Origin of the sequence: Rufibacter ruber, from assembly GCF_014138425.1 — a bacterium.
GTDB lineage: Bacteria > Bacteroidota > Bacteroidia > Cytophagales > Hymenobacteraceae > Nibribacter > Nibribacter ruber_C.
This window is the reverse complement of the sequence record NZ_JACJIQ010000015.1, coordinates 57,663-73,755: the sequence shown is the minus strand read 5'-3', so window position 1 is coordinate 73,755 and position 16,093 is coordinate 57,663. Positions and strand designations below refer to the sequence as shown.

General features: G+C 49.5%; 17 protein-coding genes. 10 read left to right on the top strand and 7 right to left on the bottom strand.

From position 1 onward, the window contains the following. Positions 1 to 51 precede the first annotated feature (51 nt). Positions 52 to 1,182, bottom strand: coding sequence for a glycosyltransferase family protein (locus FHS90_RS16435; RefSeq protein ID WP_182513855.1), 1,131 nt, complete (start codon positions 1,180 to 1,182; stop codon positions 52 to 54). 47 nt (positions 1,183 to 1,229) lie between these two features. Here FHS90_RS16435 and FHS90_RS16430 point away from each other — a divergent pair, with 47 nt between their 5' ends. Continuing rightward, positions 1,230 to 2,048 carry a 2,3,4,5-tetrahydropyridine-2,6-dicarboxylate N-succinyltransferase gene (locus FHS90_RS16430; RefSeq protein ID WP_182513854.1) on the top strand — a complete coding sequence of 273 codons (819 nt, stop codon included), beginning with the start codon at positions 1,230 to 1,232 and terminating at the stop codon, positions 2,046 to 2,048. Between the two features lie 310 nt (positions 2,049 to 2,358). Here the strand turns inward: FHS90_RS16430 and FHS90_RS16425 are convergent, their stop codons facing one another. Then, the gene (locus FHS90_RS16425) at positions 2,359 to 3,246 is read right to left on the bottom strand and encodes a 3-hydroxyacyl-CoA dehydrogenase family protein (RefSeq protein ID WP_182513916.1); all 888 of its coding nucleotides are present in this window, start codon (positions 3,244 to 3,246) and stop codon (positions 2,359 to 2,361) included. Between the two features lie 231 nt (positions 3,247 to 3,477). Here FHS90_RS16425 and FHS90_RS16420 point away from each other — a divergent pair, with 231 nt between their 5' ends. Together FHS90_RS16420 and FHS90_RS16415 are read left to right on the top strand one after the other, a co-directional pair. Beyond that, positions 3,478 to 3,630 (top strand): lmo0937 family membrane protein, encoded by a 153-nt coding sequence (locus FHS90_RS16420; RefSeq protein WP_123127185.1) that lies wholly within the window; start codon positions 3,478 to 3,480, stop codon positions 3,628 to 3,630. A 54-nt stretch (positions 3,631 to 3,684) separates the two neighbouring features. Continuing rightward, positions 3,685 to 3,834: a lmo0937 family membrane protein gene (locus FHS90_RS16415; RefSeq protein WP_153042582.1), complete on the top strand. Its 150-nt coding sequence runs from the start codon at positions 3,685 to 3,687 to the stop codon at positions 3,832 to 3,834. Between the two features lie 97 nt (positions 3,835 to 3,931). On the opposite strand, the gene FHS90_RS16410 is transcribed toward FHS90_RS16415, so the two are convergent. Further along, on the bottom strand, positions 3,932 to 5,560 hold the full coding sequence (locus FHS90_RS16410; RefSeq protein WP_066831285.1) for an ABC-F family ATP-binding cassette domain-containing protein: 1,629 nt from the start codon (positions 5,558 to 5,560) through the stop codon (positions 3,932 to 3,934). Positions 5,561 to 5,867: 307 nt separating this feature from the next. Between FHS90_RS16410 and FHS90_RS16405 the strand changes: the two genes are divergently transcribed. Beyond that, positions 5,868 to 6,335 (top strand): DUF4199 domain-containing protein, encoded by a 468-nt coding sequence (locus FHS90_RS16405; RefSeq protein ID WP_182513853.1) that lies wholly within the window; start codon positions 5,868 to 5,870, stop codon positions 6,333 to 6,335. Positions 6,336 to 6,752: 417 nt separating this feature from the next. Next, positions 6,753 to 7,286, top strand: a complete 534-nt coding sequence (locus FHS90_RS16400; RefSeq protein ID WP_182513852.1) for a DUF4890 domain-containing protein — start codon at positions 6,753 to 6,755, stop codon at positions 7,284 to 7,286. A 383-nt stretch (positions 7,287 to 7,669) separates the two neighbouring features. Here the strand turns inward: FHS90_RS16400 and FHS90_RS16395 are convergent, their stop codons facing one another. Continuing rightward, positions 7,670 to 8,023 carry a hypothetical protein gene (locus tag FHS90_RS16395; protein ID WP_066831278.1) on the bottom strand — a complete coding sequence of 118 codons (354 nt, stop codon included), beginning with the start codon at positions 8,021 to 8,023 and terminating at the stop codon, positions 7,670 to 7,672. 207 nt (positions 8,024 to 8,230) lie between these two features. Here FHS90_RS16395 and FHS90_RS16390 point away from each other — a divergent pair, with 207 nt between their 5' ends. The 3 genes from FHS90_RS16390 to FHS90_RS16380 all read left to right on the top strand — a co-directional run bounded on the left by FHS90_RS16390 (position 8,231) and on the right by FHS90_RS16380 (position 11,385). Continuing rightward, positions 8,231 to 9,043 carry a murein L,D-transpeptidase catalytic domain family protein gene (locus tag FHS90_RS16390; RefSeq protein WP_153042580.1) on the top strand — a complete coding sequence of 271 codons (813 nt, stop codon included), beginning with the start codon at positions 8,231 to 8,233 and terminating at the stop codon, positions 9,041 to 9,043. 503 nt (positions 9,044 to 9,546) lie between these two features. Then, complete coding sequence (locus FHS90_RS16385) at positions 9,547 to 10,356, top strand: M48 family metalloprotease (protein ID WP_182513851.1); 810 nt, start codon at positions 9,547 to 9,549, stop codon at positions 10,354 to 10,356. Between the two features lie 132 nt (positions 10,357 to 10,488). Then, positions 10,489 to 11,385: a diacylglycerol/lipid kinase family protein gene (locus tag FHS90_RS16380; protein WP_066831267.1), complete on the top strand. Its 897-nt coding sequence runs from the start codon at positions 10,489 to 10,491 to the stop codon at positions 11,383 to 11,385. Here the strand turns inward: FHS90_RS16380 and FHS90_RS16375 are convergent. Then, positions 11,360 to 12,565 (bottom strand): metallophosphoesterase, encoded by a 1,206-nt coding sequence (locus tag FHS90_RS16375; protein ID WP_182513850.1) that lies wholly within the window; start codon positions 12,563 to 12,565, stop codon positions 11,360 to 11,362. The genes FHS90_RS16380 and FHS90_RS16375 overlap by 26 nt on opposite strands. Before the next feature lie 60 nt (positions 12,566 to 12,625). Continuing rightward, on the bottom strand, positions 12,626 to 13,261 hold the full coding sequence (locus tag FHS90_RS16370) for an LON peptidase substrate-binding domain-containing protein (RefSeq protein WP_182513849.1): 636 nt from the start codon (positions 13,259 to 13,261) through the stop codon (positions 12,626 to 12,628). Positions 13,262 to 13,377: 116 nt separating this feature from the next. On the opposite strand from FHS90_RS16370, the gene mtgA reads away from it, so the two are divergent. Together mtgA and FHS90_RS16360 are read left to right on the top strand one after the other, a co-directional pair. Continuing rightward, complete coding sequence (gene mtgA / locus FHS90_RS16365; RefSeq protein ID WP_066831261.1) at positions 13,378 to 14,103, top strand: monofunctional biosynthetic peptidoglycan transglycosylase; 726 nt, start codon at positions 13,378 to 13,380, stop codon at positions 14,101 to 14,103. Beyond that, complete coding sequence (locus FHS90_RS16360) at positions 14,100 to 14,561, top strand: YybH family protein (RefSeq protein ID WP_246387107.1); 462 nt, start codon at positions 14,100 to 14,102, stop codon at positions 14,559 to 14,561. Before mtgA ends, FHS90_RS16360 begins: the two co-directional genes overlap by 4 nt. 286 nt (positions 14,562 to 14,847) lie before the next feature. Here FHS90_RS16360 and FHS90_RS16355 read toward each other — a convergent pair whose 3' ends face one another. Continuing rightward, a complete protein-coding gene (locus FHS90_RS16355; protein ID WP_066831259.1) occupies positions 14,848 to 16,038 on the bottom strand; it encodes an App1 family protein phosphatidate phosphatase in 1,191 nt (396 codons plus the stop codon). Between the last annotated feature and the right edge of the window lie 55 nt (positions 16,039 to 16,093).

Sequence of the window (16,093 nt, the reverse complement as noted above, 5' to 3'; positions counted from 1 at the left end):
AAGTTAAAATATTTGTTTAGGTGTGTCTAAAACTTAATTTTGGGGTTGTTCTTAAAGGAGTTGCCGCATGAGCCGCTCCAGCCTGGGCTCTTCATTGGCCCAAAACACCTGCGCCGGAAGGCCATTTTGGTAGAACGTTTTTTCTAACAGAAGCTGCACCGTCTGCCTGGTTACTGATTTTGAAAAATCATATCCGAACCCGGCATCAGCCGCCTCTATCATCTGGTTCCAGTGCGGGTTGTATTGTGCCACGGTGACCAAGCCATTGCCCAGGTACTCAAAGAGCTTGGTGGGTACGCAGTGGAAGGTGCTGGGGTGGGGGTGGTACGGAAGCAGCCCAACATGGTGCCGCTTTTCCTCCTCCAGAATCTGGGCGTGCGGCACCAGCGCCTCCCCGCCTATCAACTGTACAAAGGGCAACGGGGAAATCTTTTTTTTCAGCTCCCCTAAAAAGGTCTGGTCAGCGCAGTAGCCAATGATGGTCAGCTGCGCGTCTGGCACATAGTGGCGCAGTTGCTCTACAAACCGTACCGCCTCCAGCACGCCGTACAGTTGGGAGATGGTGCCAGAAAATAGCAACCGCAGGGGAGAGGCCGCAGCCAGGTGAACGGATGTTTTGCGCCCCACCTGCACTTGAAGGGGGAGCGGCTGGTATTTGTTTTGCAGCACCGTGTAGCTGGTACCAATAAAAGGGAGCTCATGGGCATAAGACGCCTCGGCCAACAGAAAATGATGGACCGCAGGGGCGGTGACTTTCTCAATGGCCCGCACCAGCAGCCCTAGCAGTTTTCCGGCAACGGGATACACGCCCTGGGTGGTCAGGTTCACGTAGTAGTTTTCACGCACGTCATAGACCAGCTTGCAGGAATGCAGGCGGCAATACCACCAGCTAGGCAGAAGAAGCTCGTGGGTGCCCACAATGACCAGCTGCGGTTTAATGTTTTTCAGCAAACGCCAGTAGGTGAACTGCGCCGCCACGCGCTGCCAGGATAACCGGCTGAAATTAAATACCGGGTGAACCTGAATGCCGGGCTCAGTTGGGTTAAAGTTTTTACTGACGAAACCAGCCACATGTATCTCTGTCCCCGCCATTTTTGCCAGGCTTTTTCCTATTTTGCCATACATGCGGGTATCAGAAACCGGCTTCAAAAGAGAGGCCAGTAAAATTCGCTTTCGGAACATAGGGGGTAAATTAATAAATTTGTGCTCTTATTCTTTTAAAAAGACCAATGAACGACTTACGCGCAACCATAGAAGCCGCTTGGGATGACCGGGCGCAGTTACAGCAGTCTGCTACGCAGGAAGCCATCAGATGTGTGATCCATATGCTGGACAAAGGCGAGATCAGGGTGGCCGAACCAACCGGCGGTGAGAAATGGCAAGTGAACGAGTGGGTTAAAAAAGCGGTGCTCATGTACTTCCCCATTCAGCAGATGGAGACCATTGAAGCCGGTCCCTTTGAGTTCCATGACAAGATTCCGCTGAAGAAGAACTTTGCCGAACAGGGGGTGCGCGTGGTGCCGCATGCGCTGGCAAGATACGGTTCCTACCTGTCTAAGGGTGTTATCCTGATGCCCTCTTACACCAATATTGGAGCGTACGTAGACGAAGGGACCATGGTAGACACCTGGGCCACCGTTGGTTCCTGCGCGCAGGTGGGCAAGCACGTGCACCTGAGCGGTGGCGTGGGCCTAGGCGGTGTTCTGGAGCCGGTGCAGGCTGCCCCGGTGATTGTGGAAGACGGCGCTTTTATTGGTTCCAGAAGCATTCTGGTGGAAGGTTGCCACATTGGGAAAGAGGCGGTCATTGGTGCCAATGTCTGCATCACCGGCAGCACTAAGATCATTGACGTGACTGGCGCAGAGCCCAAAGAATACAAAGGCTACGTTCCGCCCAGGTCTGTGGTGATCCCGGGCTCCTATACCAAAGAGTTCCCAGCAGGTTCTTATCAGGTGCCCTGTGCGCTGATTATTGGCCTTCGCAAAGAAAGCACAGACTTGAAAACGTCTTTGAATGATGCCCTCCGGGAAAACGAGGTAGCAGTATAGGCTAATTTTTATGAGGCTGTCTCAGCAATAGAAGGTTTGAATATCTTCTCTGTTTTTGGCCTGCTTTCAGGAAAACAGGCCAAAAACAGAGGGAACTTCTACCTGTGCAGAACCCTATACCTGACTGAGTCATGTAGGTGCTAGCTTCCATACCGCACTCAAACATAAGGGGCCAGCAAAAAAGCTGGCCCCTTATGTTTGAGAAATCTTTATTTCCAGTAGCTGTATAAACTGCAAATAAGAAATGGTGCTTTCTGTTTTGGGTCTGTTTTCTGAAAAACAGGCCTAAAACAGAAACTTCCATTACTGCTTATTTTTTAAAAGTATCTGCCACCACCAGGTCTTTGGTGCCGTGGGTGTAGGAGTAGAACCCTTGCCCGGTTTTCACTCCTTTGTGTCCGGCCTGCACCATGTTCACCAGCAGTGGGCAAGGGGCATATTTTGGCTGCCCGAAACCATCATGCAGGACCCGCAGAATAGATAGGCAAACATCCAGGCCAATGAAGTCGGCCAGCTGCAGCGGGCCCATGGGGTGCGCCATGCCCAGTTTCATGATGGTGTCAATTTCCTCCACCCCGGCCACTCCTTCAAAGAGGGTGTAGATGGCTTCATTGATCATAGGCATTAAGATACGGTTGGCCACAAACCCAGGATAGTCATTTGCCTCTGCCGGAATTTTACCCAGCTGTTTGGAGAGGTCAATGATTTGTTCTGTTACTTCGTTACTGGTGGAGTAGCCCCTGATCACTTCTACCAGTTTCATAACCGGCACCGGGTTCATAAAGTGCATGCCTATCACCTTGTCTGGGCGCTTGGTGACAGAGGCAATCTTGGTGATGGAGATAGAGGAGGTGTTGCTGGCAAGAATGCAGCCCGGTTTAGTGAATTCTTCCAGCTGACGGAACAGGTCCATTTTAATCTCCACATTTTCAGTGGCAGCCTCTATGACCAGATCTGCCTCCTGCACTCCCTGCTGCAAGGCGGTGTAAGAGGTAATGCGCTGCAGCGTCTGGGCTTTCTCGTCTTCTGTAACGGTTCCTTTGGTGATCATCCGGTCCAGGTTTTTACCAATGGTGGTGACCGCCTTGGTGAGCGCCTCCTGCGAAACATCTATCAGGGCAACCTCAAACCCGTTCTGGGCAAAAACGTGCGCAATGCCATTTCCCATGGTGCCTGATCCTATTACGGCTATCTTCATAGTCATGTGTTTAGTGGTGTGTGTGCTACAAAACTAAAACTTTTAAACGGCATGGCAACGTGCTAAGGTTGTGGCTTTTCCCCGGGGAGCCGGGGATGAAATTTTGCTTGTAAAGAAATTTGATATACCCTATATAAATCTTTTGCAATACAGTTGCGTACAAGCTAAAAATTCATTAAAGCTCCCTTCAAAATGGGGGGAGTGAAACTAAAACCTAACACAACTAAAACTATGGGAAATCTATTGTATATTATCGCAGTAGTATTGGTAATTATCTGGTTGATCGGCTTCTTGGGCTTTGGTGACCAAGTAGGCGGTATCATTCACGTATTATTAGTCATTGCCGTAATTGCGGTGTTGCTGCGTCTGATCAGGAGGGCGTAACGCTATTTTCTGAAAAGTATGTTCCATCTGCGTAAGCAGTAAAATGAAAATACTATGGGAAACTTGTTGTATATCATAGCAGTGGTGCTGGTGATTCTGTGGCTCATTGGGTTCCTGGGATTTGGAGACACCGTGGGCGGCATTATTCACGTGCTGCTGGTGATTGCCATCATTGCCGTACTATTAAGATTGATCAGGGGGTAACCCGTGCTTCAGATAAACAAAAAGGGCGCTACAGCAGTAGCGCCCTTTTTTTTGTTTTAGAGCTGTTTTCAGAAAAACAGCCCGGAAACGCCCCGGCTTAGGCCAGTGTTTTCTCTTTGTACATCTTGGCCCTTAACTGCTTGATGTCTTCATTGGTCAGGTACTCGTCATAGCTCATGCGCTTGTCAATGATGCCGCTAGGGGTCAACTCAATGATGCGGTTGGCTATGGTGTCTACAAACTGCAAGTCATGGGAGCTGAAGAGGAGTGAGCCTTGGTACTCTTTCAAGCCGTTGTTCAAGGCTGTGATAGACTCCAGGTCTAAGTGGTTGGTAGGTTCATCCAGAATCAGCATGTTGCCGCTTTGCAGCATCATTCTGGATAGCATGCAGCGCACTTTTTCGCCTCCAGATAACACGCTGGCTTTTTTAAGGGACTCCTCTCCTGAGAACAGCATTCTGCCCAGGAACCCTCTGATAAAGCTTTCATCTTTCTCTACAGAGAATTGACGCAGCCAGTCTACCAGGTTCATATCTGTCTGGAAGAACTCGCCGTTGTCTTTAGGGAAGTAAGCGGTGGTGATGGTGGTTCCCCATTTGTATTCCCCCTGGTCTGCCTGAGCCTCGCCCATGACTACTTTAAAGAAAGTAGAGGCGGCCAGGTCATTGCGGCTAATGACCGCTATTTTGTCATTCTTGTCAACCATGAACGAAATGTCTTTGAAGATCACCCCTTCATCATTGCTCTTGCTTAAGCCCTCTACCTGCAGAATCTGGTTCCCTGCCTCACGTTCCTGCTTGAACTGGATGTAAGGGTAGCGGCGGCTGGAAGGTTTGATGTCTTCCAGGGTCAGTTTCTCCAATAATTTGGCGCGGGAGGTAGCTTGTTTTGATTTAGACGCGTTGGCGCTAAAGCGGGCAATGAATGCCTGGAGCTCCTTGCGTTTGTCTTCAGTCTTTTTGTTAGCGTCTGTGCGTTGCTTGGTGGCCAGTTGGCTTGACTCATACCAGAAAGAGTAGTTACCCGCAAATAACTGGATCTTGCCATAGTCAATATCTGCCACGTGGGTACAAACAGCATCCAGGAAGTGGCGGTCGTGGGACACCACAATCACGGTGTTCTGAAAATTGTCAAGGAAGTTTTCCAGCCACATGATAGACTCAGCGTCTAAGTGGTTGGTAGGCTCATCCAGCAGCAGAATATCCGGGTTCCCAAACAGGGCCTGGGCCAGCAACACCCTGATCTTCTCATTGCCCCCCAGGTCTTTCATCAAGGTGTAGTGCAGGTCAGGGGAAATACCCAGGCCGCTCAGCAATTCACCCGCTTCATATTCGGCATTCCAGCCTTCCATGTCGGCAAACTCAGCTTCCAGTTCAGAGGCGCGCATGCCATCTGCCTCAGAGAAATCTTCTTTGGCGTAAATGGCGTCCTTTTCCTGCATAATCTCATACAGGCGCTTGTGGCCCATGATCACCGTCTGCAGAACCGGATACTCGTCATATTCATAGTGGTTCTGCTTTAGTACCGCCAGTCGCATTTTAGAAGGAATCTCCACCGTGCCGGTGTTGGGGTCAATCTCCCCTGAAAGGATTTTCAGGAAGGTAGATTTGCCCGCGCCGTTAGCGCCAATGAGGCCGTAACAGTTGCCGGGGGAGAACTTAATGGTGACATCTTCAAAGAGGGTGCGTTTGCCGTAAGAAAGGCTGACGTTATTGGTGCTGATCATGCTTTACTATTTGTCTAATGCTGTTGTGGCCGCGAAGTTACCAAAAGAACTGTAAACCATCTCTATGCGGTGAATTTTACGTTCTGAATGCGGTGCGGCCTTATATACAGACAATCAATTTGTTGAAACAGTTCAGGCCGAAAAAAAGCGGTGAGTCAGTTGAAAAGGGATTTGGGCAGGAATGAAAAAAATGTCTTTTAACACAACACCTTCGCAAATATACAAGTATATGATAAATCATATCTTAGTTGATATGGAGAAGCTTGCCGCTTCTAAGCTAAACGACCAAAACAAAATAAAACTAGACATGGAACAACGTAGGACATCGGTACAGAAAACCGGTACTTATTATGGAGTGATTACTGGAATAGTAGCCATAGTGTACCACCTCCTGCTGATAGTAACAGGATTAGCAAATGTGACCTCCCTGCACTTCTTAACAGGGGTGATTTTAGTGGTGGGAGTCTGTCTGGGCATAAAACGGCACAAGCAGCTGAAAAACGGAAGGATTAACTACCTGGAAGGCATTGGGGTGGGGTTCATGGTAGGGTTAGTCTCCTCAGTACTCTATTCTACTGCCCAGGTGCTTGGAGACTACCTCTTTGACATGGCCTATTCTTACCCATACATGGCAGATGACCTCTACGGAGACGAGCCAGCCATCTGGATTGTAGCCACTACCTGGGTCATCTTTGGTTGTGCCATTGGTGCCTTTGTTGCGTACCTGGCTATGCAGTTCTTTAAAAAACCAGACCATAAACTAACTGATATTTAAGCTGCGGCCTGCTCAGCCAGCGCCTCTCAAGCCGACTCTCTACTAAGGGTCGGCTTTTTTTATTGTATCCCCTTTAGATAATAATTGTATTTTAGTTATGAAAAAAATTTAATTCCTTAATTTGTTTTATCTGAGACGGCTGTTAAACTACAATATGGAATATTTTGCTCTGAGAGTAAAAATCGGTTTGAGAGTAATAATAACCTGTTTTAGATAGAAAAATAATATATTATAGACTATATATAGACGTATTGAATATTGATGTTTTAAATATAGTGCAAACACAATTGTTTTTGTAGTGCAATTATAAAATATAAAATTTCATATAACTATAACATTTTGGTGACGTTAAAGGAGATGTAAACCAGAAGCAAATAACCAACTGGAAGTCATAAACAACTAAAGCGTCAAAACATCATGAAAAAGTTCTTACTATCCGCCTTCTTTATTGGTGCCGTTTATACTGCCCAAGCCCAAACCAATCTTGCTGGTACTGCCGCTACCACCCGTGCTGTGCTTTCTATGAGCGCGACAGATATGACACGGCAGATGTACAATAACCTGGAGCTGAATGAAGGACAATATATTAAACTGAAGGCCCTTAATCAGGCCAGGTTAGATAGATACAGTGAAATAGAGCGCATGTACTCCAATGATACCCAGATGCGTGATGCCAAGATTAAAGAGGTAAACGATCAGCTGGACGAGCAGTTTGCAGAGGTGCTAACCCCTAAGCAATTCACTGCTTATCTGGAAATGGAAGGCAGAGCCACTTCCGGTGGGGCCTCCAGCCCTGAAGGTACTTCTACCATGAACTCCACCAGCACGAATGTCTCTGCCGGTTCTGCCGCTGCTGAATCTGCAGAAGGTGAAGTCAAAGTAAAAGATGACAAAGTGAAAGTGGAGTCTTCTTATGGTGAGATGAAAAAAAAAAGAAAGTCGAAAAACTAAAGACTGACTCAGTAAAATATAAGTCAACCCCCTCAGAAACGAAAATCATCACTCCAGACGGAAAATCTAAAGTGGAGAAAGACAAGGTGAAGATCAAGACTGAGACTACAAAAAAGAAAGTCAAAAACTAAGATTTGACGCTTGCCCAGAAAGCCGTTCCTCCTGTATGGAGAACGGCTTTCTTTTTTGGCAGATGAATTTCAGTAAGGAGCTATTTTTTTCTGATGAAGCACTCTCTTACGTGGGTGTTAGCTCCTTTCCAGGCGTATACCCTTTCCCCCTCTGAGGCCAACCTCCCCGCAAGACCTGGTTTTGCCCTATTTTCAGAAAAACAGGTCATAAACGCACACCCTGTATAGCAGAAACGAATCTGTGGGCAATGCTTACAGGGAATTGGTAATGGCAGACTCAATGGTATTGCCCAAGGCGTCAATCCTCACTTTGAGGACCAGGGTTTCGCTGGAGACAGAGAAGCTGGCACATTTTGGCCCGGGTTTTATATAGTATACATAAGATTTATTGCTCCTGTCCAGCAACTCTTCGGCCTCTGGTTTGCCAAACAGGCTTCTGATATCATACTCCTTCAGGCCAATTAAATCTAACCGGATAGCCTCCAGCTCTTTTTGTAGTTCCTGACGTTTGCCTTCGCAGCCGTGTACATCTGATTTCCAGGCGCCAGAATCAAAATTAAAATTGCTGGTACGTGAGGAACAGGCCCCAGAGGCCAGTAAAAGCACACATGAAAAGGGGAGGACAGAAGCAGAAAAAAAGTTTTTAAAGGATAGTTTCATAGATCCACTTTTAGAAAATAATGGTATTTTTACCATTGGTGTTGTTTCTGATCACCAGGTTCTACCTATATTTAAAGGAGAAAATGCAGACAACATGGAACAAAAGTAGAAAGACTCCTCGTTATAAGAGTGCACCTTGTAAAGAAATTAGATATGAATAGAACATTTTTAGCACTTTCGTTTCTAGCCACTCTTTCCTTCGTATCGCCTGCTACCAGTGATCCTTCTCACTATACTACTTTGCCCAACCAAGAAGCGAGCCTGGCGATTCCCCAGATGACAGATGTGCCTATCATTCCTTCGTTTCAGGAGTTCCTGGAAGAAGTCTATGATGATGCAGATCTGAAACAGGCCGGTTTAGACTTCAACGTCTTCCAACGAGCGGCCACGGGGTATTATAACCTGAAAGAGCAAAAGAAGCTGAACCGTTCTAAAGATATTCTTACCATTGTTGATTTCGGCAAATCAAGCCGCGAGAAAAGATTTTGGGTAGTAGACATGAAGAAGAACAAAGTTCTTTATAAAAGTCTGGTGGCCCACGGCCAGGGGTCTGGAAATGACATGGCCGTAAACTTCTCTAACACGGTTGATTCCCATATGAGCAGTGTAGGGTTCTATGTAACAGATGAGCCTTATTACGGCAAGCACGGCCTCTCTCTGAAGCTAGACGGCCTGGACAAAGGGTTCAACTCCAATGCCAGAGGCCGCGCAATAGTGGTGCATGGGGCTGATTATGTAAGTGACGCCTTTGTAAAAAAACATGGCCGCCTGGGCCGCAGCCACGGTTGCCCCGCTTTGCCACAAGATATTTCTGCCGAAGTCATTAACCTGATCAAAGACGGCACCTGCCTGTACATTGATTCTCCTAAGGCGAACCTGCAGTCTGCGTACCTGAACCCAACCAAAGCCATCAAAACGTTTGAATCTGAAATTATTGCCCAGCAAAAAGTACTGTTAGGAAAATAAGTTTACCCCTGTAAAACAGAAAAGCCGGCTATTTTAGCCGGCTTTTCTGTTTTACAGGGGTCTGAAAAATCAAGCAGTGTCCCGGGTGGCTTTCACTAAGCTGATACCGGTAAAAAGAAATATAAGCCCCACCACAAATGGAACGGCCGCTGAGAATTGATTCACAGAAAGATTCCCTACTGAGTCACCTCCAGCTAAGAAGGCATATGCTCCCCATATGACACCCACAATCCCTAGGATTGTCAGAATGGCGCCGAATGTTCTCTTCAAATTCATTTTTGCATGTTTTAGTTGTGCACGAGCTTCTGCCCGCTTGGGTATCTTACGTATGTGCAATCAAAAGGATATAGCAGCTATGCTATGTTTCTTTGAGAATCAGCCAAAAGCAATACGTATAAACACGCAACCAACTACCGCTAGAGCCGTTCTTGGAGGAATACTTTCTGAGTGATAATAAATCTGAATCAGGGGGTAAACCCGTAGCTACATTAAAATTTTGCAATATGAGAGGCTCTATGCGCATTTTGGTGGGCATTGTGATTGCGGCTTTTCCCATGCTGACCTATTGGTGTAACAGAGAGAACAATCCTGTGACCGGCGAAAACCAGCATGTGAACATGAGCGCAGATCAGGAGATTGCCCTGGGGTTACAGGCCGCCCCCCAAATGGCTGCCCAGTATGGGGGGCGGCACCCAGACCAGCAGGCCGTTGCCAAAGTCAAGGAGTTTGGGCAGCGCATAGTACAAAATACCAAAGCCAGAGAAACACCGTACCCGTTTGACTTCCACTTGCTGGCAGATGAAAACACAGTGAATGCCTTTGCCTTGCCCGGGGGGCAGAAATTCATTACGGCCGGTCTCCTGCGCAGACTGCAAACCGAAGGCCAGGTGGCCGGGGTCCTGGGCCATGAGGTGGGGCATGTGGTAGCACGGCACTCTGCTGAGCAAATAGCCAAATCTAAACTTACCCAGGGGCTTTCAGGGGCAGCGGCGGTGGCCACGTATGATCCGGAGAACCCTTCCTCTGCGAGTACTGCCGCAGCGGCGGCTATGGTAGGAAGACTTCTGAACCTTAAGTACGGCAGGGATGATGAATTGGAATCTGACCGTTTGCCTGTCGCTTTTACGGCCCAGGCGGGCTATGAACCCAGGTCCATGATAGGCGTGATGGAGTTACTGGCCCAGGCCGAAGGGGGCGGCGGCGGGCCAGAGTTCTTCCAAACGCACCCCAATCCTGAGAACAGAAATACCAGGCTCCAGCAGACCATTGGAAAGGAGTTTCCCAGTGGGGTGCCGGCCGGGCTGGTGGAGTAAGGAAACCGGCTTTCCCTTCCAGATAAATAAACTCCTGGTTACTTGCTGATACTTGCCTAATCAATAACTTTAACCTGTTTTAGGGCTGTTTTCTGAAAAACAGCCCTAAAACAGCCCAAGCTGAAAACTGCCATGACCAAGATTCTTTTTGTAATCAATCCCATTTCAGGAGACATAGACAAAGAAGACCTGGAAGAGGATCTGGTGGCGTTCTGCCAACGCCACCAGATCTCTGCTTCTTTTTTCAGAACCACCGGGGAGCAGGATGAACAAAAGCTCCAGCAGGAGATAGAACAGGGACAACCTGATGTGGTGGTGGCTATGGGGGGAGATGGCACCGTGAATCTGGTGGCCAAACTCCTGATTGATTCTCCTACGCAACTGGCTATTATTCCGCAGGGGTCTGGCAATGGCTTGTCAAAAGACCTGGACATTCCCCAGGACTTTGAGGAGGCGCTCCATTTATTGGCAGAGCATAAGGTGAAAGCGATAGATACGCTGCAAGTTTCTGGCCACCATTCCATCCATCTCTGTGACATGGGCTTCAATGCCCTGGTGGTGAAAAGGTTCTGCGAGGGAGACACCCGCGGCCCCGGCGCTTACGCCTGGATAGCCATGCAGGAATATATGAGCTATGAACCCAAACGGTATACGGTTATTTCTGAAGGGGAGACCCTTTTTGACGGGGAGGCCTTTATGCTTACCGTTACCAATGCCAAAGCCTTTGGGAGCAATGCCACCATTAACCCCAATGGCGTGATCAATGACGGCAAATTTGAGATCTGCATTCTGGAGCCGTTCCCCAAGACCGCCAGCCTGGGAATCCTTTACCGGATGTACACAGACAGTATTGACGACTCAATTTACACCCAACGGTTCAGTTGCCGCTCGGCCACCATCTTGAACCATGCTCGGGAAGTCACACACATAGACGGCGAACCGGTGGACCTGCCTGAAAAGATTGAATTCAAGGTGCGGCCCCAAAGTTTGCACGTGCTGCTTCCTACCCCCGGGGAGCAGGAGGGGTAGTGGGTGCATACACGCATTTTTGAAATGCCAACACAGAAGGGGCCCCGGGAGTGAGGGAGGGTTCCAGCACCCGTAACCAGATGGTCCCATCGCGGTACTGGTCCAGCACCATAAACCCTTTATTCTCGTGTGAGAAAGAGGCTTTTCCGCCTTTGGCCACAAAATTTGTCTTGCTCCCTGACCCGCTCACCGCGTAATGATTCCCCTGCACCTGAAAGTACTGCAGGTTATGGTCATGCCCCGCCACATAAAAGAGGTTCTGGTGCTGGTGCAACATCTTTAGCAGCCGCTTTCTCAACCGCCTGTAAGGGGGGTACGACATGTCTTCATTAGCCCCCAGGTACTTCCGGTAATATCTGAAAATGGTGCCCATCAGGGGCAATGGGATCAGCGCCCTTTTATTGACAAATGTCAACGGAAAAACCTGCTGTTTCACCGTAAACTTGCCGCCGTGCAGGGCATTGCTGTACAAAGGGTGATGCGCGGCAATCACAACAAACCGGTGCTTGTTTTGCGTTAAAAGACTGTCAAGCCTACTATAAAAATCAGTGGGAAGTTTGAGGGAGCAGCCGTACTTCTCCCCAATTGGCCTGAACCCCCGTTGTACCCACCATTGGGTATTGATGATAATCAGCAGCAGCCCTTCATTTATCTCCCAGGAGACAGGGCCCAGGCAGCCGTCTTTGGGCAGATAGGCATGGGGATCCTGAAGGTGCTCCTGCACCAGTTGCTGTTGCCGCATCAGGTAGTCATACCCGTTTTTCCGGCCTTTGTTCCAGTCATGGTTTCCGCCCAGGTAAATCACTTTGGATCTGTAGGCCTTCAGCAGGTCCAGCTGGTACTGGAGTTTTTGGACAGACGCCTGGTGCAGCCTGTGTTCCTGCGGAGGGATCCCCACCGGGTACACATTGTCCCCCAGAAAAATAATAGTGCTTTGCTCCCCAGCCTCCTCCAGCCACCCTTGAATAGATTTCATCACCGGATCCTGGCTCACCGGCCCGGCATTTCCCAAATCCCCTACCAGCGCCACAGAATGGATTCGCTCTGAAAAAGGGGGAGGGGTCACCGTGCGCCAGCCTATCTCTGCCAATGCATAATACGGCTTCTTCCTGAACTTGCGCTCCTGCAGGTAAGACCACAACAGCCAGAGGGAAAACAGCAGAAAAAAGACTAGAAGCACATAAAGCAGCATTACAGGGGCGGGAGTGTTGGTTGGTCTTCCTCTTACTGAAGAAGCAGGTTAAAAGTTAGGCGGGAGCAAATGCTTAAAGTGCCCGTTCAGCTTCACCCGTTCCTTTAGCCGCTCGGTCTCCAGCACCACGGGTAAAATGCCAGTAAGGTGTTCTAAGATAAATTCCATGCGCTCACTCTCCCTGTGTAACTGCAGCAGCGCATATTCCTGCTCTGTAGACAAACCCAGGTGGTGGGCCACGTCATAAGCCAGAAAATCAGGTTTAAGGCTGATCATCAAAGACTGTATGCCCAGGGCCACGTACAGCTGCCGGAGCAGTTCCAGCACCTGCAGCCTATGCAGGGGCTCCTCATCCAGAATCAGGGGCACGTCTTCAATCTCCCCGCCGGCATACAGCCTGCCCGGCATCTGCCGCTGGAACTCCTTTACTTTAAATATGCCCAGCCCTTTGGTTTTAATGTCCATTTCGCCGTTGGCGTATTTCTTCTCAATGCTCAGGATCTTAATCTCAGTGCCATAGTCACCCACCCCGTTATCCAGGTAAACGGGAATCCCGAAGGTGGAGTCATTGGTCTGGCATTCCATGACCAGTTGTTTGTAACGGGGCTCAAAAATGTGAAGGTTTAATTTCTCCCCCGGAAACACCACTATATTCAACGGGAAGAAAGGCAGAAATCTGCTCATGCTGCTAGTATTGATGAGTAAGGCTACTAATTTAAGAACGCTTTCCAGATGCTGCCAGTAATTCTTTATTTTTGTCTTTCATTGAGGCGCTCTAGTGTCTGGAAACTATAGATTTGATGGCTAAACCAACTATTTCTTTCACGTGGGCAGATGCGCGGCGGTTGTTCTGGAAGCTGTGTCTGGTGCTGTTTCTCACGTCTGTTCTCTGGGTGCTGGTGTACCGCTGGATTGACCCGCCGGTGACGCTGCACATGCTCTCCAAACGCTCTGAGCCGTCTCCCAAGACAGAGAAAGTAGAGGTGATCCAGTACAGGTTTGTGGAGCTGGAAGACATGTCCCAACAGCTGCCCCTGGCCGCCATTGCCGCCGAAGACCAGTTGTTTATCACCCATTCCGGCTTTGACTTTAAGGCGATCAAGCAGGCGTTTCAGCGCAATCTCTCCAGTAAGAAAACCTACGGCGGGAGCACAATCAGTCAGCAGGTGGCCAAAAACGTATTTCTGTGGCATGGCCGCAGCTACCTCAGAAAGGCAGTGGAGATGTATTTTACCTTTTTGATTGAACTGCTTTGGGGCAAGGAGCGCATCATGGAGGTGTACCTGAACATTGCCGAAATGGGGGACCATGTCTTTGGGGTGCACGCCGCCAGCCAGTACTTCTTTAAAACAACCCCAGACAAACTAGGCCGCCAACAGGCGGCTCTGTTAGCCGCTGTCTTGCCTAACCCAATCAAATATTCCGTGAAAAACCCCAGCGGCTACACCCTTCGGCGGCGCCGGAATATAGTGCGCAACATGAACAGGTTAGGCGGGAGTGACTACATTAAAAAGTGGATGCAATGAAAAACGCTTTCCTTACCCGTGTCTGTTTATACATGATGGCCTCTGCTTTGGCCTTGGCTTTCACCAACTGCCGCAGCACCAGAACATCCCCTTCACAGGCCCCAACTGAGATTGCCGCTATCATGCAGGCGCAAAGCCAGGCCTGGAACCGGGGCGACCTGGAAAGCTTTATGGAACCTTACTGGCGGTCAGACTCCCTAATGTTCATTGGCAAGAGCGGCCTTACCTATGGCTGGGACCAAACCCTCCAGAACTACCGCAAAGGCTACCCGTCCAGAGAAGCCATGGGCGAACTCACGTTCACCCTGCTGCAAACTAAGGAGTTGGCAAAAGACGTGCTGCTGGTGGTGGGCCAATGGCACCTGAAGCGGAGCATGGGAGACATTGGCGGCCACTTTTCGCTTGTTTTCAGAAAAATAGCCGGGAAATGGAAAATAGTGGCTGACCACTCCAGCTGAGTGCCGAAGGGATGCTTAGGAAGGTTATAGGTTAGGTACGTTGGTAGAGACCAGGCACCGCCTTGACTCTTGCGCATTGCTGGTTTTTGGATAAGATATTTGCTGACGCTTCCTTTCCTGGAGCGGCCATCGCAAAGAGACAAGGCAGTGCCTGGTCTCTACATTTGAATACCTAACCCTATTCACTCCAAATTCTGTGGTCTGCTGTTTTTATCCTCCTTTTCTGAAAACTGCCCTAAAACAGCTCTCGCCCATTCACACCTTCACCCCATCACGCATTCACTCATTATTTCTTCCTCGTGTCTTTGCTGATAGGGGCGGGAGGCAGGTTAGTGGGGGTGCCCGGCGCATCACTGCTATCTACCTCTTTCTGCGCCTCTACCTCTTTCACCTCTTCCTGGAAGATCAAACCGTTGTCTGCGGCGTGCTGGGCGGCGGCGGCGGTGTCTTTTACCAGGATCATCTCAACGGTTCCTTTCAGTTCCTGCGTAATTTCCTCCACCATCTTTGCCCGCTCCGGCAGCTCCACATCCCTGATGTAGGCGCAGATGATTCTGCCGGGAAACTCCTTGATCACCTCCCGGTAAATGGGAGCGTCTTCCTGGCCGCTGTCGCCAATGAGCACGAAGTTGAGGTGCGGGTACGTGAGCAGAATGTTCTGGATTTCCTTGAACTTGTGGCTCATGTGGTCTGCCCCAAAGAACTTGTTCTGCAGCAGCCCGAAGTCCCGCAGCAGCAACGGCCCTGCCGGAATATCATGGATGTCCAGAAAGTCATGCAGCAGGTCATAGAGGTTCCAGGGGCTGCTGCTCACGTAGAAGAACGGGTTGTTGCGCTTGCCGTTGCGGCCCAACTGCAGGGAGCGGTAAAAGGCAGAGACCCCGGCAAACGGTAAACGGGTGCGCGCGTTGTTCATGAAGGTGTTCTGAGACATCTTGATCAGGTCTGTGGCCGAGGTCAGGACAATGGTATCATCAATGTCTGAGATAATGCCATACTCAGCATCTGGCGGCGGCACCAGCACATGGGCTTCGGTTTTGATACCGGGCTCAAAAGAGGAGATGTTAGCCGCCAGCAGTTCTATTTCAATTTCATGCCAGCTCTTTTCTTCTACCAGGGGGGTGGCAGGAGCCAGGTTCAGCACAAAATAGCCTTCCTTGTCTGTCACCACCTGGTGGTCCTGCCCCTCAAACTTTACCCGCAACTGGGCATTGGGCACCTCATCACTTTCAAAACGGCGGTACATGTTCACCAGGTTTTTCCAGAGGGTGTCATTGTCAGCGGCAGAGGAAATACCTTTGTTGGCCAGCACCCGGCCCTTTACATACAGGCGGGTGCTGGTGCCGTAGCTGCGGTAGGGCACAATGTGCAGCGGCTTGTAGAGGTTGAACCGGTTCCGGAACCGCTGCATCATGAGGTCAAACGTCAAGTCTGCCTTTTCTACCGCAGAACCCACCAGTTTTCGCCAGTCTTGCATGGAATAGTGTCTTGTTTAGTCTGTTTGTACGGTAAAGAAGCGGCAACAGATATAG

What these genes read in the sequence shown, in the direction of transcription:
- FHS90_RS16435 (WP_182513855.1), bottom strand. Translation starts at nt 1,182, where the DNA reads ATGTTCCGAAAGCGAATTTTACTGGCCTCTCTTTTGAAGCCGGTTTCT.
- FHS90_RS16430 (WP_182513854.1), top strand. Translation starts at nt 1,230, where the DNA reads ATGAACGACTTACGCGCAACCATAGAAGCCGCTTGGGATGACCGGGCG.
- FHS90_RS16425 (WP_182513916.1), bottom strand. Translation starts at nt 3,246, where the DNA reads ATGAAGATAGCCGTAATAGGATCAGGCACCATGGGAAATGGCATTGCG.
- FHS90_RS16420 (WP_123127185.1), top strand. Translation starts at nt 3,478, where the DNA reads ATGGGAAATCTATTGTATATTATCGCAGTAGTATTGGTAATTATCTGG.
- FHS90_RS16415 (WP_153042582.1), top strand. Translation starts at nt 3,685, where the DNA reads ATGGGAAACTTGTTGTATATCATAGCAGTGGTGCTGGTGATTCTGTGG.
- FHS90_RS16410 (WP_066831285.1), bottom strand. Translation starts at nt 5,560, where the DNA reads ATGATCAGCACCAATAACGTCAGCCTTTCTTACGGCAAACGCACCCTC.
- FHS90_RS16405 (WP_182513853.1), top strand. Translation starts at nt 5,868, where the DNA reads ATGGAACAACGTAGGACATCGGTACAGAAAACCGGTACTTATTATGGA.
- FHS90_RS16400 (WP_182513852.1), top strand. Translation starts at nt 6,753, where the DNA reads ATGAAAAAGTTCTTACTATCCGCCTTCTTTATTGGTGCCGTTTATACT.
- FHS90_RS16390 (WP_153042580.1), top strand. Translation starts at nt 8,231, where the DNA reads ATGAATAGAACATTTTTAGCACTTTCGTTTCTAGCCACTCTTTCCTTC.
- FHS90_RS16385 (WP_182513851.1), top strand. Translation starts at nt 9,547, where the DNA reads ATGAGAGGCTCTATGCGCATTTTGGTGGGCATTGTGATTGCGGCTTTT.
- FHS90_RS16380 (WP_066831267.1), top strand. Translation starts at nt 10,489, where the DNA reads ATGACCAAGATTCTTTTTGTAATCAATCCCATTTCAGGAGACATAGAC.
- FHS90_RS16370 (WP_182513849.1), bottom strand. Translation starts at nt 13,261, where the DNA reads ATGAGCAGATTTCTGCCTTTCTTCCCGTTGAATATAGTGGTGTTTCCG.
- mtgA (WP_066831261.1), top strand. Translation starts at nt 13,378, where the DNA reads ATGGCTAAACCAACTATTTCTTTCACGTGGGCAGATGCGCGGCGGTTG.
- FHS90_RS16360 (WP_246387107.1), top strand. Translation starts at nt 14,100, where the DNA reads ATGAAAAACGCTTTCCTTACCCGTGTCTGTTTATACATGATGGCCTCT.
- FHS90_RS16355 (WP_066831259.1), bottom strand. Translation starts at nt 16,038, where the DNA reads ATGCAAGACTGGCGAAAACTGGTGGGTTCTGCGGTAGAAAAGGCAGAC.